The 14,357-nt window shown below is 53.4% G+C and carries 13 protein-coding genes; 6 read left to right on the top strand and 7 right to left on the bottom strand.

All coding sequences use genetic code 11. From position 1 onward, the window contains the following. Nucleotides 1-31: 31 nt before the first annotated feature. Nucleotides 32-2,380, bottom strand: coding sequence for a penicillin acylase family protein (locus AYI87_RS05305; RefSeq protein WP_144200247.1), 2,349 nt, complete (start codon nucleotides 2,378-2,380; stop codon nucleotides 32-34). 169 nt (nucleotides 2,381-2,549) lie between these two features. On the opposite strand from AYI87_RS05305, the gene AYI87_RS21395 reads away from it, so the two are divergent. The 3 genes from AYI87_RS21395 to AYI87_RS21390 all read left to right on the top strand — a co-directional run bounded on the left by AYI87_RS21395 (nucleotide 2,550) and on the right by AYI87_RS21390 (nucleotide 4,266). Further along, nucleotides 2,550-2,801, top strand: a complete 252-nt coding sequence (locus AYI87_RS21395; RefSeq protein ID WP_144200245.1) for a hypothetical protein — start codon at nucleotides 2,550-2,552, stop codon at nucleotides 2,799-2,801. 329 nt (nucleotides 2,802-3,130) lie between these two features. Further along, entirely contained in the window at nucleotides 3,131-3,886 is a 756-nt protein-coding gene (locus tag AYI87_RS05295; protein WP_144200243.1) for a substrate-binding periplasmic protein, read from the top strand. Nucleotides 3,887-4,134: 248 nt separating this feature from the next. Beyond that, nucleotides 4,135-4,266, top strand: a complete 132-nt coding sequence (locus tag AYI87_RS21390) for a hypothetical protein (RefSeq protein WP_260865085.1) — start codon at nucleotides 4,135-4,137, stop codon at nucleotides 4,264-4,266. Nucleotides 4,267-4,352: 86 nt separating this feature from the next. On the opposite strand, the gene AYI87_RS05290 is transcribed toward AYI87_RS21390, so the two are convergent. Beyond that, nucleotides 4,353-4,940, bottom strand: a complete 588-nt coding sequence (locus tag AYI87_RS05290) for a hypothetical protein (RefSeq protein WP_144200241.1) — start codon at nucleotides 4,938-4,940, stop codon at nucleotides 4,353-4,355. A gap of 411 nt (nucleotides 4,941-5,351) precedes the next feature. Here AYI87_RS05290 and AYI87_RS05285 point away from each other — a divergent pair, with 411 nt between their 5' ends. After that, nucleotides 5,352-6,158 carry a molybdate ABC transporter substrate-binding protein gene (locus AYI87_RS05285; RefSeq protein ID WP_144200240.1) on the top strand — a complete coding sequence of 269 codons (807 nt, stop codon included), beginning with the start codon at nucleotides 5,352-5,354 and terminating at the stop codon, nucleotides 6,156-6,158. Nucleotides 6,159-6,281: 123 nt separating this feature from the next. Here the strand turns inward: AYI87_RS05285 and AYI87_RS05280 are convergent, their stop codons facing one another. Further along, the gene (locus AYI87_RS05280) at nucleotides 6,282-7,619 is read right to left on the bottom strand and encodes a M20 family metallopeptidase (RefSeq protein WP_144200238.1); all 1,338 of its coding nucleotides are present in this window, start codon (nucleotides 7,617-7,619) and stop codon (nucleotides 6,282-6,284) included. Nucleotides 7,620-7,842: 223 nt separating this feature from the next. Here AYI87_RS05280 and AYI87_RS21385 point away from each other — a divergent pair, with 223 nt between their 5' ends. Together AYI87_RS21385 and AYI87_RS05275 are read left to right on the top strand one after the other, a co-directional pair. Next, nucleotides 7,843-8,082 carry a hypothetical protein gene (locus tag AYI87_RS21385; protein WP_260865084.1) on the top strand — a complete coding sequence of 80 codons (240 nt, stop codon included), beginning with the start codon at nucleotides 7,843-7,845 and terminating at the stop codon, nucleotides 8,080-8,082. Beyond that, nucleotides 8,079-8,657 carry a sulfotransferase domain-containing protein gene (locus tag AYI87_RS05275; RefSeq protein ID WP_260865083.1) on the top strand — a complete coding sequence of 193 codons (579 nt, stop codon included), beginning with the start codon at nucleotides 8,079-8,081 and terminating at the stop codon, nucleotides 8,655-8,657. Before AYI87_RS21385 ends, AYI87_RS05275 begins: the two co-directional genes overlap by 4 nt. Nucleotides 8,658-8,725: 68 nt before the next feature. Here the strand turns inward: AYI87_RS05275 and AYI87_RS05270 are convergent, their stop codons facing one another. From AYI87_RS05270 to AYI87_RS05255, 4 genes are all read right to left on the bottom strand, one after another. After that, nucleotides 8,726-11,170, bottom strand: coding sequence for a TonB-dependent receptor (locus tag AYI87_RS05270; RefSeq protein WP_144200236.1), 2,445 nt, complete (start codon nucleotides 11,168-11,170; stop codon nucleotides 8,726-8,728). Between the two features lie 296 nt (nucleotides 11,171-11,466). Next, nucleotides 11,467-11,997, bottom strand: a complete 531-nt coding sequence (locus tag AYI87_RS05265; protein ID WP_144200234.1) for an outer membrane beta-barrel protein — start codon at nucleotides 11,995-11,997, stop codon at nucleotides 11,467-11,469. A 246-nt stretch (nucleotides 11,998-12,243) separates the two neighbouring features. After that, the gene (locus AYI87_RS05260; protein WP_144200232.1) at nucleotides 12,244-13,014 is read right to left on the bottom strand and encodes a cytochrome b/b6 domain-containing protein; all 771 of its coding nucleotides are present in this window, start codon (nucleotides 13,012-13,014) and stop codon (nucleotides 12,244-12,246) included. Between the two features lie 190 nt (nucleotides 13,015-13,204). Beyond that, nucleotides 13,205-14,209, bottom strand: a complete 1,005-nt coding sequence (locus tag AYI87_RS05255) for a choice-of-anchor H family protein (protein WP_260865082.1) — start codon at nucleotides 14,207-14,209, stop codon at nucleotides 13,205-13,207. Nucleotides 14,210-14,357: the final 148 nt, after the last annotated feature.

Raw genomic sequence — 14,357 nt, 5'->3', positions numbered from 1 at the left:
GCTTAAACATCTAATGCCGAGACCCTATGAATCAATCTTGCGCCTGGCTCGGCGTCAGAGTCAGCTTGGCCTCTATCTCTCCCGGCAGCAGCGGCGTCGCCGCGCCGCGGGCATACTCGCTAAAGCCTGCGCGGTAGTATTTCGATAAGGGGTGGCCAGACTGGCCGCCGGGGATCGCCATGATGGCCCGCTCTTCATAGCCGGGCTGCACGATGAAACGCTGGGAGGCGCCGAAACTCTTGCGCTGCACCGCCGGCATGAAGGTATCGCCAAAACCGGCCACCTTGGGCATATCCAACCAGCGACTCAGCAGCGGGAACTGGCGACTAAAGGGATGCTGTATCGCCAGCGTATTCACCCGGCCCCAATTAAGCGCGCTCAGCTCGCCATCCTCGCTGTATTTATCTAGCAGTTCGTCGCGGGCGGCGACATAGCTGGCGATCACCAACTCATCCCAGCTGATAACATCTTGTGGCAGCCAGTCGACAGGCTGCTGCTTGAGCAGTTGCCAGATGGCGGGTTCCAGATAGCGCTTGAGCACAGAGAGACTCAGCTGGGCGCTATTTAGCTCGGCTTCCACCGGCGCAAAGGCACTATCCAATATCTGACTGCGAAACGCTTTCACCAAGGTAAAGCCCACCGACTCGGCGCAGGCGCACTCCTGCCAGTCACGCAGCTGCACTATATCCTTGGCAAAACGCTTGGGCTCACGCATCAAGCTCTCCAACAGATAAGCCTGCCAGGGGCGGTAGAAGCGAGCCTGATTATCGAGCTGAATGCGATAGAAATCGCTCTCATCGAACAGCTCCTGCTCCAGCAGCCGGTCGCGGATCTGCGCGCTTCTGGCCCCCAGGGCATAGCCGCCATCGCCGTAACGCTCCGCCTCCTGAGTCGACATCACCCTGGCATTGGCGCTCCATAACCTGTCGCTCGTGGGATCCTGTAGCGACGGCAACGCCTCGTCTCTCTCTTGCCACTTATCCCAGACTATCTCCTCACTTGGCAGGGCGATATCGCTGGTATTGGTTCGGGCAGGGACGGCGCCGGCAAGTTGCCAGGCGGCGTGGCCCTTGTCATCGGCCAGCATCAGGTTCTGCACCGGGATACCGAAACCGCTGGCCTTAGCCATCGCCTCTGGCACATTATCTATCTGCTCCAGCGCCATCAGCTCCATGTTGACCGCATACTCCTGATGGGCTACCCAGGTGAGGGCATAGGCCTGTTCCCCCAGGCGGCGAACCGGACCGAAGCGCGACAGCGTGATGGCATAGTCCTGCTCACCCTTTGGCAGCTTGATAGTCTCGTGGACCACCTCAAGCGGCTCATCCTCGGCCAGCGCAACCCAGTCGGCGGTGTCGATATAGGCGTTGGTAAAGCCCCAGGCCAGCTTGCCATTGCTGCCTACCACAATCGCCGGTGCGCCGGGCAGTGACACGCCGGTCACCTGCACCGCCTTGCCCTCACCATCGGGATAGTTTAGCTGCGCGCGGTACCAGATGATGGGCACGGCGAAGGAGAGGTGCATGTCGTCTGACAGCATGGCGCTGCCGGTGCGGGTCATCTTGCCGGTCACCGCCCAGTTGTTGCTGCCCACTTCGACCGGCTCCTCTATGGTCACCGCCAGTCGTTGGGCCAGGGTCGAGGCCGTGCTCTGTTGTAGACTGACGCTTGGACTTGGGCTTGGACTCAGCTTTGGAATTGTCGGTGGATCGGAAGGAAACAGGCTGTTATCCAGTGCCGCCTGATAATTTGAGGTCTGGGTGATAAAACTGCGCATCTGCGAACCGAAGCGGCGCTCGATATGATCAAGCGCGAGATCGCGCTTGAGGCCATTGCCCTGCAGATCCAGATACATGCTGTAGATCACCAGCAGGCTGTCGGCGGGTTGCCATGGCTCACGCTTGGCGCGGGTCAACAGATACTCGAACGAGGGCAGTGACTGGGCGGTGAGCGCGCGATTGACGCCGTCGGCATAGCGCTGCAACAGCTGTTGCTGGGCGGTGGGCAGATGGCGATAGATATTGTCGGCGCGCTTTCTCAGCTGATGAAAGCGGCGCGATTCATCGAGTTTTACCGCAGGCTTGCCGAACAGCTCGGCCAACTCGCCGGCAGAGTTGCGCCTGAGCAGATCCATCTGAAAAAACCTATCCTGACCATGGGCAAATCCCAGAGCAAAGGCAGCATCCTGACGATTCTCGGCATGGATCACCGCTGTGCCCAGGCGATCCCGCCCTATGCTGGTCTTGGCCGAGATCTGACTAGTTTGAACCTCGCCAGAGAGTTTGGGTAAGCTAAGGTGCAGCGCGACGTACAGGGCGATTGAAACGAGAAAAAGTAAGGCCAATCCCGCAACAGTTATTCGTTTTATTATTTTTATCATGAAGTAAGGTCGATCCTTGATACCAAGTCACTACTATAGCGAGATTCGGTTTACCTTCACAAGGAATCAATTGACCGCTTTCCAACGGAAGATTCGCACGGGAAAATTCGAACCACTGGCAATTAGTTGGTATCCTACACCTAGTTTTTCACATCCTCCTTTTTAGCCCATGCCCCGCCCCAACAAGAAAGCGCCCAGTCGCACCGTCGAAATTTTCTGTGCCCAGTGTAAGACCCGGCTGTTTAAGTATCGTAAGGGCGGTAAAGGTGCCTTGGTTAAATGCTTCAAGGAGCGCATCGTAGAAGATGATACGCACACGCCCTGCCATTGCCCAAACTGCGAGCAGTGTTTTGCCCGCGATACCTTGATTAGAGGCGTACCCGCTTTTAAGATAATTGGTGGCAAGGCGACAATGAAATAGCTAACCATTTGCAAGATAAGCTAAATTTGTCATTCAGCCTAAGCCACTCTCGGCGCGACTGGGCACAACTTGACGCAAATCGATAAAAGTTGGCAGTAAAAAGGGATTCAATGCGTAATAGGGATGATTGGTTCATGGGATTAACCAAGCGAGCACAAAGTATGTTACAGGCAAGTCCAGGGAATACTGCTGGCCTGACGGGGCAAAAGGCTCGCCTCACACGCATCCCTCATAAGCCCTCCTTGTCACTAGCCCATACACTCGCGCTTACACTCACACTCACATTTTCTCTAACACTCAGCGCTAACACCGCTTCCTGCGAACTCACCATGGGCTATCGCACCAGCGAGCGCCTGCCTTACATACATGCCGAGCCGAATAACCAGGGGCTCTATCTCGCCCTGTACCAGAAGGCGGCAGAGCGGATCGGTTGTACCCTCAAGGTGCTCAGGGCTCCCAAGAAGCGGATACTCAGAGAAATGCGTCTGGGCAAGGTGGACTTTTATCCGGGCTTTGGTTTTACACAAAAGCGTAATCAGTACAGCTACTTCATTGCCAATGGCCTCTATGAACGTTACACAGGCATCAGCCACAAAGACTTAGCACAAATCAGCTCCCTTAACGAGTTGGTCGGCACCCCCTATGTGCTACTCATCTCACCCGGGGGCTATGATCTCGATGGCATTCCTAAGGGCATAATCACCCGTCGTCCCCCGGAGATGGATGCCGCCCAGGCCTTTGAGCTACTGATTGCCCGCAAGGGCGACTTCTTCAGCTATGATGAGACCACTTTAAGGTTTGAGCTGGCCCACCATCCTCATCCCGAGCTCAAGCTTCACCCAGAATGTTGCGAGCCGATACGCGACATGTATCTGGGGTTTTCACGGGCGAGTCGCTATTTTAAGGCCTCACCCAATCCTGATTACGATCCCGGCCAAGCCGATTCCATCGCCAACAGAAGACTGTTGTTGATGCCCGGCAGTAAGGCTCACGCCCTGGCCGACGAACTTGAGAAAATGCGTGCCAGCGGTGAGACAGAAAGGATAAGAGAGAGCTTTTTCGCACCAAGTCAGGTCAGCCACTGACATGACTTCTGCCTCACACAGTCAATGACTTGAATGGCTTGAATGACTGAAAAATGGCTTGAGCAATAGCTTAGGCAGTGCCTGCGACTTTATTGTGTCACAATCTGCGTTTATGCTATGACTGGCTGCAAACTAAGACCCAATCCAAGCTTGGCCTGTTGCATCGATAGCTAACTAGACTAAACTGCGTCGGTGAAGGCTAATGGATGGGCAAAACGGAATGTGTAAATTAGCATGAGGAAACAAGGATGAACTCACTACTCAAGGCATGGGACGCCACCCCCGAATTACTAAAACCACTTATCGCTCTGGCGTTATTGGGACTCTTGTGTCTCACCGCATTTTTCTTCGGCCGGATGATCGGCCTGATGCTCTACTAAGCGCTAACGAATCCTCAGGCTAGCGTCAATCTCCAGTCTAGCATCAATCGCCAGACGCGCTGGCGATTGTCTTTTCAAGGCAGAGATCACTGCCGGTTTTGCATGAAATCTTCGCTGAAGTCGGTCGGCCAGTACCTATAGCCTTGTACGGTCGCCTGCGCCGCCGCTCCCATCAAGTTAACCTGATAGGTTTTTACCCCGTCGAGATCCACCGACTGATTGGCCGACACCTGATCGCCACTCTCCTCATATTTGGCACTGGCCTCCGCCTGGGCCTGGCCCTCATAGCCTGAGTCCTTAAATCTTTTCAGCGCATCAGGCTTCATGAAGGCCTGCACGAAGGCCACCTGTTTCCAGCCGATCCCGGCACCAACGCCGCCTGTCGCAAAACGATAGTAGCTGTTCTTGCCGCCTTCGCTGAGTACACAGATGCCGCCCCCCGTCGATAACGCAAACAGATAACTGTTGCTGCCGGTACAGACCACGTGGGCGATCGAATTCGCCACCGCGCGCTTAGCCCCCGGATGCTGTGCATAGATACTTGTCAAAGCCTCCTGGGTCTCCTGACGGGCATTGGCCTTCTTCGACTCAGGCGTATTGCCTGTAGCGCAGCCAGTAACAAGTGTTACCCCGATAAAAGCCAAAAGTGTTTTTCTTGTCGAAATTGTAAACATACCAACTCTCTATTAACGCCTGCGAGAAATACGCAAAATAATATTAACCAATTGAATTTTAATAAAATATTTTTTTTCGGTGTAATATATCCAGGCATTAAAACAATGCAAAACAGATGGTCAATTGTGAGAGCTCAGCAGCAAATCTACCCGATGAAATAATAGATAAGCCTAAAGTGTATGATTGATGCAGATAGTTTGAGTAAGAAAAAGTTAAGCTGTGGTTGATGCAGGCTGTTCATCAGTGCGCCATCCATAACTTGGCAAATCCAAGGCGCGACATTTTGTCTCGCCCGCCACTTAATTCAGCGATCCCTGTAGCAAGTTAACTTGCCGGCTAAATCCGTCTATTGCCCAGGGGCAAAATCTCAGGTTTGATAGGCCAATCTATGACAAACAGGGATTTTAATCATGAAATATCAGTGGTTTCTAGGCACGCTTTTCATCGCAGGCATGAGCGCTCAGGTGATGGCCCATGAGGCGCCCATCGAATTTCGCGCCGCGGGCAGCCTCAAGGCCGCCATGACAGAGGTGATTACCGCCTATCAGGCCAAGGGCCATAGCGAGGTCGCCCCTCAGTTTGCCCCATCTGGACTGCTTAGAGCGCGTATCGAGTCCGGTGAGAAGGTGGATCTCTTTGCCTCGGCCAACATGAAGCATCCTACTACTTTGAGCCAAGCTTCCCGCAGCGGCGATGTGGTGATGTTTGCCCGCAACAAGCTCTGCGCCCTGGCGCAGCCTGAGGTCGAACTCTCAAGCGATACTCTGCTGACCCAGATACTCAATAGCAAGATACGTCTTGGCACCTCGACCCCTAAGGCAGACCCCGCCGGTGACTACGCCTTTAAGGTATTCGAGCGCGCCGAGGCCATCTCATCCGGCGCCCAGCAGCAGCTGGAAGCCAAGGCACTTAAGCTAACCGGCGGCCCGGACAGTGCTAAGCCACCTAAAGGCCGTAATCCCTACGGCTGGGTGATGGAAAACAAGCAGGCGGATATCTTCCTCACCTACTGCACCAACGCCGTGCTGGCGCAGAAAGAGGTCAAGCCCCTCAAGATAGTGCAGCTGCCTGAAAACCTGAGCGTCGGTGCTAATTACGGCCTGACCGTCATTCAGGATGCGCAGCCCCATGCGGCGGATCTGGCGCTCTTTATTCTGTCACCACAGGGGCAAAAAATTCTGGCCAGCTACGGCTTCGACACCCCAACCTTGCCCTAGCAACTACTCAGTCCTAGCAACTCCCCTTCCTTAGCAACTAAGTCCTTACAGCAAAAAGGGCTGGCACATGCCAGCCCTACCTTAAACACTTCTAGTGGTCTTAAATATCGACCCGTTAACGCGCTATTCCTTAAACAGATCTAAGGCCGCACGGCTCATCGCCTGCACTCCCGCCTCGATGGCGACGGGGTAATCGGGCGCAAACTTGCTGGAATGCAGCGAGGGGAGACTCGCGCCCGATACCTGACTGGCCGCATAATCGGCCGCGGGCACAGCGCCTAGCCAGAACAGGGTGATTGGCCTTTTGGCGGGCGTTAAGCCATACAGACCAAAATCTTCTCCCGCCATCACAGGCGATGCCTCCAGGACATTATCATCTCCCAGCTGCTTGGCGATGCTGGCCCTGACCTTAGCTGTCTGCTCCGGGTCGTTATAGGTCGATGGTATGCTCTCCTCCTGATGCACATACACATCAGGCCACTCGGCCTCGCTCAGTCCCGCACTGATGGCGATCCCCTTAGTGAGTCGCTCGATGGCGGCTATCTGCTGCTCGCGCACCTTAGGATCGTAGGAGCGCAGCGTCAGCTGCAGCTTCACCTCGTTGCCTATGATGTTGTGTTTCGAGCCGCCGTGAATCGAGCCCACGGTGATCACATTGGGCGATAATGGCGAGACCTCCCGGCTGACGATTGTCTGTAAAGCAAGCACTATGCGCGCCGCTAACACCACAGGGTCAACCGTCGTATGAGGATAGGCGCCATGACCGCCGCGCCCCTTCACGCTGATATCCACCGAATCCACGTTCGCCAGGGCATAGCCCGGGGCGATGGCCACCTTACCCGCTGGCACAGAGGCGCTGACATGCAGCCCAAGAATATGATCGGGTGTCGGGAACTGGCTAAACAGCCCCTGTTTGAGCATCGCCTTGGCACCGCCCCCCACCTCTTCGGCGGGTTGAGCCACCAGCATCAAGGTGCCCTGCCACTTATCTTTCTGCCGAATCAACTGCTGCGCCGTGCCCACCAGATTGGTCATGTGCACATCATGGCCACAGGCGTGCATCACCCCCACCTGATTGCCCTGGGCATCAAGAGTGGTGACCTTAGAGGCGTAGGCTTTACCCGTCTCCTCGACAATCGGCAGGGCATCGGTATCGGCGCGGATCATCACAGTGGGCCCCTTACCGTTGCGGTAGATGCCAACTACGCCATGGCCGCCAAAACCCCGAGTCACCTCTATACCTAAGGCCTCAAACTCGGCCGCCATCCTCGCGCCACTCTGCTGCTCATGATAAGAAAGCTCGGGAGCTTGGTGCAGCTCGAGATAGAGACTGGAGAGCGCCGGCATGGCTTGCTTGACCGACTGCGCCAGCGCCTCGTCTTGGGCCCAGAGGCTTTGGCTGGTGCAGAGGGCAACCAGGGCGCCCGCTAAACAGGATTGAAGAATGATCTGGCGTAACATGCTTGACTCCATTGCCTAAAATTTTTCCTCTAGGTGATCAGCATAGCGACTCTTAGGGCGGAAACCAATCTAGCCATTATGCTATTTCCCATGCACCACCGGCGAGACATAAGAGAGTTTTGCCTCTCCCTTGCCATTTGCCGGGCAAATCGGTAGTTTCATATGCCTGTACCCGGACACGCACACGTCCAGCTAGTCACAAGAATAATGAAAGGACTTTTTGATGGGGAATATTCTTTGGGTCGCCTCCTATCCCAAATCGGGCAACACCTGGGTTCGCGCCTTCCTTGAAAACTACATCCAAAACGCCGAAAAAGGGGTCGACATCAACACCATGCACAAGATCTCGACCGCCGAGTCGGCAGCGCACCGCTTTCAAGCGCGCCTGCAAGACGGTCGTAAGACGACAGACCTCAGTCTGGATGAGATCTGCGCCCTCAGGCCCGCGGCACCACCTTCGTGAAGACCCATAACTATCTGGGCACCTATAAAGAGTATCCGCTGCATAACTCCTCGGTGACCTCGGGCTCCATCTACATAGTGCGAAACCCCTTAGACGTCACCGTCTCTATGGCCAACTACTTCGGTTACAGCATAGATGAGACCATCGCCTACATGGCAGAAGAGATGACAGGCACCCCCAACGAGCCCGAAAACGTGCCACAGGTGATCACCTCATGGTCAATGCATGTCTCCAGCTGGACTCAAAACCCTGAAGAGGCCAAGCTAGTCCTGCGCTACGAAGATATCTTAGATGACCCCAAGAAGGTGTTTCGCAAGATAGAATCTTTCCTCGGCCTGAAGAAAGACCCCAATCGCCTCAAGAACGCCATCAAGCACTCCTCCTTCGCCCAGCTTAAGGCCCAGGAAAGCAAACGCGGCTTTGTGGAGAAGCATGAAAATGCCAAGTCTTTCTTCCGCCAAGGCAGCAAGAACCAGTGGCGTCAGGTACTGAGCGACGAGCAGGTGGCAAAAATCGTTGAGTACCACGGCGAGCAGATGGCGAGATTCAAATATCTGCCGGGTAAATTACGCTAGGATTTACCCACAAAAAAACGCAGCCTGGCTGCGTTTTTTATTACCTATCTAGCTGGTGAGCGGGCTAGTTATAAACGATAGCTGAGGCTCAGCTTGGCGTTGCGTTCGGCGCCTGGCATACCGCCGAGGAACATGGCTTTCTCATAATAGTGCTCATCCAGCAGGTTATTCACATTCAGCTGCACTGTCCAACTGTCGGCCTGATAACTCAGCGCCGCATCCATCACGGTATAACTGGGCACATAACCATTAGGGATCCCAAACGATGCCGAGTGGGTGCTGCGCTCATCCACATATTTTGCGCCCAGGCTGACACTGAGCGGACTCGGCAGCTTAAACCAGTCGGCATCATAGGTCACCCAGGTACTGGCCGTCACGTAAGGGACACCTTTCTGACGAGTATCGAAGCTAGTGCTGTTAGGATCTTGCTTGTCTCTGGCGTCCTGATAGACACCATTGACATTTATCGCCCAGCGCTCACCAAGGTGAGCATTGAGATCCAGCTCAACCCCTTTGGTCTCTTCCTTGCCGTCATAGAAATATTGCGCCACATCTGGGCCCGATACCCCCGCCTCATAGTCCTTGTTGTTGTATTGCAAGTTCGTTCGTGAACTTTCAAACACCACAATCGAGGCCAGCAACTGATCATCAAAGGCTTTAAAACGTACCCCTATGTCGTTGCTGATAGACTCCGAGTCTTCTCTATCGGCACCATCGCCCTTTAGGCTGCCCAGCACGCTATAGGCGGTGCGCCCCTTGGCGTGATTGATAAAGAACGACAGATCACCGGTTGGCATGTAGGTAATGCCCAAGTTATAGGTCATCCCATCATCTGAGGTATCGGCTTCCGGCGTAGGCTGTGCGAGACTGGCGCTGTAGCGCGCATCGACGCCATAATGCTCGTAACGCTGAGAGATATCATTGAAGGCGACGCCAATTCGCGTCGTAATACCAAAATCAAAGTAACCCACATGTTGCAGGCCCACGCCCCATGCCTGCACCTTCTTGTTATAGTTGCTGGTCATCAGAGGGTCATAATCTTCGAACTGTCCCTCCGCCCAGTTGGGCGAGCGAATATCGAAGATATAGGGCAGCTGGCCCTGATAGATCACCTCACCGGCCTTATTCTTGATCACCTTGTCCGCGTCATAGATGGAGTATTGCTTGAAGCGAATATTGCGATCTTCAAAATTGGCGTTAACTAACAGCTCGTTATCTATTCCCGCGACGCTAAAGTCATAACGCAGATCGGCAAAATACTGCCACGAAGTCTCGTCGGCCTGAACCTGACGATACTCCTGGCGACGTGCGGCGAAAGGATACAGACGATCATCTACCACCAGAGGCGCTCGGGGGTCGCTGTTGATCACCCCGTTGCGGTTCCAATAAACATAGTTATAGGCACCTGTTTGACGGGCAAACCCCGACTGATAGTCGCGATACTGCAACTGCTGATTGAGAAAGAGATTGTCAGCGAAAAAGATATTATGGGTCAGCTTAAACCTTAGCTCTTCACCCTCGTTGTCTTTCGCCATCGGCGAAATGATCCCCGCTTCACCTAAGGCATAGGGGGTCAGGCCATCACCGGCAGATAACGAGTCAGCCAATTGCTTACGCTGTTCATCGCTCAGCTGTAATCCCGCGCTAGAAACATCGTTGAGCAGATCTTGCCAGCTAACCTCACCCGCAGGCTTACCCCCAACCGACGCGGCATTGTAAATACGAATAGGATGTCCGATAGAGTCTACCGCTATCGCATCTTTGATGTAGGCGGCACTGAGCATGATATCTTGCTGATCGCTCAGTAGATATTTTAATGAAGCGTAAGCCTCATCCCTGTCGGTACCTATGTCTCGATACCCCTCGCTTCTGGCATGCTTTGCCACCAAACGATAGGCCGCCTTATCTGTCAACGCCGCCGTGCTGTCGAGCCCCAGTGAATAGCTGTCCCACTGACCAACTTCGGCAGTGAATTGATGACTGGCATTAAACTGAGGCTTCTTCTCAATCAGGTTGATAACGCCGCCGGCGCTGCCCATGCCATAAAGCCCGGTTGCAGGGCCTTTTAACACTTCAACCGACTCGACATTGGTCAATGAGCGTGTCGGATTAAAGGTATTCCCGAGACCGGCACCACCATACATGCCATCATAGGTATAATTGGCCCCCAGGCCACGGATAACGATATTGTCGCCTATGCCGTAGTTGTTTCCCGCCTGGGTCACACCACTTATGTTGCGCAGCAGCTCCTGCAGCTCTGTTGCCCCCTGGGTTGTGATCAACTCCTCATCGACCACCACCACGGCTGCAGGCGTCTCCATGAGTGACATATCAGATTTAGTGGCTAGGCCAGAGTTCATTACGACCTTGTTCTGCCGACCATATACGGTAATGCGTTCGACCTCTACCGAAGCTTGTTGTTCGATACTGGTATTGTGTTGCTCTGCCTCTGCCGATACCGACAAGGATACGGCACATCCTAGCGCGACTGCTGATAAGCGCATCTGTTTCATTTGTTTAGAATTCCCCTAAAAATTGCACGCAAATGATAACGATTATCAATAAGCTTTCAATATGGAGAAGCCAAGGGGAGAGAGAAGCAGAAGCTTTGTAATTGTTTAAGAAGGAGTTATTGTGGATTTTTTACATTGTAAATGCGCCTTAGATGACGTTTTACAAACTTAAAGCGCAAAAAATGCAGCCCTGGGGCTGCATCTTATTTATCAACATTCACTATCTAAAAATGGGCGTGAGTCTAAAAATGGAGGTGAGTCTATAGTTGGGCTAACGCCTAACGTTAATCTAGCGCCTAAAACTGATAGTGCACGCCTAGATAGACATTACCCCAGTCGCTTTCCACCTGCTCATCGAGCCCGGTCGCATCGAGATCGGTATAGAGCATCTCATAGGCAATACGCACGTTAATGCCATTGTCGAAAGCCATGTTAAAGCCAGTGCCCCACAGCCAGCCGTTGCCGTCGTAGTCCAGATCGGCCTCAACCTTAGTGGCCGCCATACCCGCCTTGATGAACATAGAGTAAGTATTATTGAAATAGTGGTGGAACTTGGCCGCGATAGACAGCTGATTGGCCTTCACATCCCCCACATCGACAAAGTTGTCGGTGCGAACATAAGTGCTCTCGACGGCGAAGTTTTTACTGAAATAGTAACCACCATAGAGACCATAGCTGATGGCCGACTCGTCAAATTCTCCCGCCTCTAGCGTAGAGTGGCCCGCCAAGGCCCCCAGGTAATACCCCTTAATATCGGCAACCGCCATCGCAGATCCCGACGCGATAAGACTCGCCAAACACAATACCAGCATAGATGCGCGCTTCATGCTTCCCCCGGAAACGAAACATTTACAAGTAGCTAACATACTAGACCAAAAATCGCATTAAATTAAGTCTTTAATTGCTGCTTTGATAAAAAACCAACCAAGCTTTATCCGCTAGGCAAATAGGTAGAATCCAGGGCATAAAAAAATGCAGCCGGGGCTGCATTTTTCTCATACTTGCTTCAAACTCCGATGAACAGATGCCGTATGCTTAGGCTATAAACCTGCTATGGTCTCTATCTATCGCAGTTAGTGCTTCTCATCCTCGGCGGGACCGCTGAGGGGCTTGTTACCCGATATCATCGCCGACACTAGGCCAGGCTGATGTTTAATCTCGGCCACTATCACCCCGGCCACATGCAGCACTATCATCAGGATCAGCAGATAGACGCTATACACATGCACCTCGCCGGCCAGCGACTTATAGGGCTTTAATATCGCCACCTTCTGCGCATCGACGCCGGTATCGTCATAGGGTTTGATGCTGGCACCATCGACCCCGGGCTGGGCGATATAGTCGCTGACCGCACCGCCAAAGGGTGGGTAATAGATATCGGTCCCGGCGCGCACCAGGCCTGTCACCATTATGGTCACCAACAGCAGCATCATGGCAAAGATGGCCAGGCGCCCCATGGGATTATGATGCAGATATTGAGGCGACTCCCCCTTGGCCAGCTTGGCCTTGTAGCCAGATAATCCCTTGAGATCCGGGAGCAACTGACTCAGGCGGGCGCTATGACTGCCGATGACCCCCCAGATCAGTCTGATCACCAGATTAATGGCAAACAGGTAACCGACCCAGACATGCAGTTTCTTCAGGCCTATCTTGGCTTCCAGGCCGCTGATGCCAATATCGCCCTTAAATAACATCACCATGCCGATGAAGATCAGCACCATGACTAAGCCAAGGTTTATCCAGTGAAACAACCGCGTGGGCTTATCCCACACCTTGTAAACCTTCACCTCTTGACTGACTGCCCCTTGATTGTCAGCCACTTGATTAATCGTCCCTTTTGACATCGTCTCCCCCATTTCAGACGTTTATCCAGTGGCTAATAATATACGCCTGTTGGGGGCAAAATTTTGTGAAATATGCTTCATGGCGACGTCACATAACCTTAATTTGGCTGTGGTTATTAAAAATGGTTTTAAAAAACGAATGCTAAAAACGGTTATGTGACGTTAAAAGGAAGAGACACATAAAGGATATCTACGCCTGCTGACGACGTCGCACCAGGCTCAGTCCCGTCAGGCCCATTAGTCCCATCAGCCAGGTCGCAGAGAGGCTACCGCCACTCACCTCGACTTCGGTGACGACCTCTTCGACCACATACTGGTCGCGATCGGCGCTCTCAAGCGGCAGGCCATAGAGATCATCCAGATCATCGCTGCTGATGGTGGCGACGATATCGCTGTAACCCACCTCATAGAGATCGATCAACACATCATAATGGTCCGTCGGATAACCAGTATGCAGCGTGGTGAGCACCTCAAAATCATCGTCGCTGGCATCATCCACTATGGTGAACACATCTGTGGTGTGGTACAGCTCCCAGGGGCCGCCATTACGGCTCAGATAGAGGTCGGCATAGACGTTGGCATGTTCGCCCAGATAATAACTGTGGACGTCGGCATCGAAGGTCACGCTGAAGGTGCGATAGAAGCCGTCATAATCGATATCTTCAAACAGGCGACTGCTGGCCTCATAGATAGCAAATTCATGGTAGATCCCCGCCTCGAGGCGCTGAGCGGAGGACTTGAGCTGTTTAGTACCAGCCTGATCTAAACCTTTCTCTGAGCCTTGCTCTGCGTTAATAGTCAGCGCCTGGCGCTCGGCAATCACCTGCTCACGCGTCTTACGCGGGGCAAGTTCCACCTCCTGCAATTTAAGCTGTTCGGCGCTCGCCTGCTGCGTACTGGTCATGGCCTGCCCGGCGCGGCTAAAACCTTGGGCCAACGTCTGCTCATCCTGCACTACGCTGGTCGATGCCGAGCCGACCAGGGCGCTTATGTCACCTGTATTTTCTCCGAGATTGTCGGCCGCCATGGCTGCGCCGCTGCCCAGCATGGTCATTAAGGCAGTGGCCTTGATGGCGCTATACAGCTTACCCAGAGCTGAGGAGTTTATAGTTGAGAGCGTCTTGTTTGTTGGCGTATTAGTTGTTGGCGTATTAGTTGCCAGCTGCTGGCTCGTTTTCATCGTGAGTCTGTTCATAATCAATCTCCATAAAATGGACTGCGTCTTGCTTAAGGCCATTAGATGCGATCGAAAATGAACGTAAGCTGAACATTAAAAATCAGCTTATTCAAGGAGATGGCGCAAAGTTGAACATTCAGCTCTTGTTCATCTGCGCAAGATAACA

The organism is Shewanella sp. KCT, from assembly GCF_007636505.1.
In the GTDB taxonomy this organism is placed as follows: Bacteria; Pseudomonadota; Gammaproteobacteria; order Enterobacterales; family Shewanellaceae; genus Shewanella; species Shewanella halotolerans.
Note: the sequence above shows the minus strand (reverse complement) of the source record. Positions and strands in the feature narration are given on the sequence as shown.

Bases quoted from the DNA above. Each gene is read 5' to 3' on its own strand.
- AYI87_RS05270 (WP_144200236.1), bottom strand. From the start codon at position 11,170: ATGAAACAGATGCGCTTATCAGCAGTCGCGCTAGGATGTGCCGTATCC.
- AYI87_RS05305 (WP_144200247.1), bottom strand. From the start codon at position 2,380: ATGATAAAAATAATAAAACGAATAACTGTTGCGGGATTGGCCTTACTT.
- AYI87_RS21390 (WP_260865085.1), top strand. From the start codon at position 4,135: ATGAACTCACTACTCAAGGCATGGGACGCCACCCCCGAATTACTAAAA.
- AYI87_RS05255 (WP_260865082.1), bottom strand. From the start codon at position 14,209: ATGAACAGACTCACGATGAAAACGAGCCAGCAGCTGGCAACTAATACG.
- AYI87_RS05295 (WP_144200243.1), top strand. From the start codon at position 3,131: ATGGGCTATCGCACCAGCGAGCGCCTGCCTTACATACATGCCGAGCCG.
- AYI87_RS05290 (WP_144200241.1), bottom strand. From the start codon at position 4,940: ATGTTTACAATTTCGACAAGAAAAACACTTTTGGCTTTTATCGGGGTA.
- AYI87_RS05280 (WP_144200238.1), bottom strand. From the start codon at position 7,619: ATGTTACGCCAGATCATTCTTCAATCCTGTTTAGCGGGCGCCCTGGTT.
- AYI87_RS05260 (WP_144200232.1), bottom strand. From the start codon at position 13,014: ATGTCAAAAGGGACGATTAATCAAGTGGCTGACAATCAAGGGGCAGTC.
- AYI87_RS21395 (WP_144200245.1), top strand. From the start codon at position 2,550: ATGCCCCGCCCCAACAAGAAAGCGCCCAGTCGCACCGTCGAAATTTTC.
- AYI87_RS21385 (WP_260865084.1), top strand. From the start codon at position 7,843: ATGGGGAATATTCTTTGGGTCGCCTCCTATCCCAAATCGGGCAACACC.
- AYI87_RS05265 (WP_144200234.1), bottom strand. From the start codon at position 11,997: ATGAAGCGCGCATCTATGCTGGTATTGTGTTTGGCGAGTCTTATCGCG.
- AYI87_RS05285 (WP_144200240.1), top strand. From the start codon at position 5,352: ATGAAATATCAGTGGTTTCTAGGCACGCTTTTCATCGCAGGCATGAGC.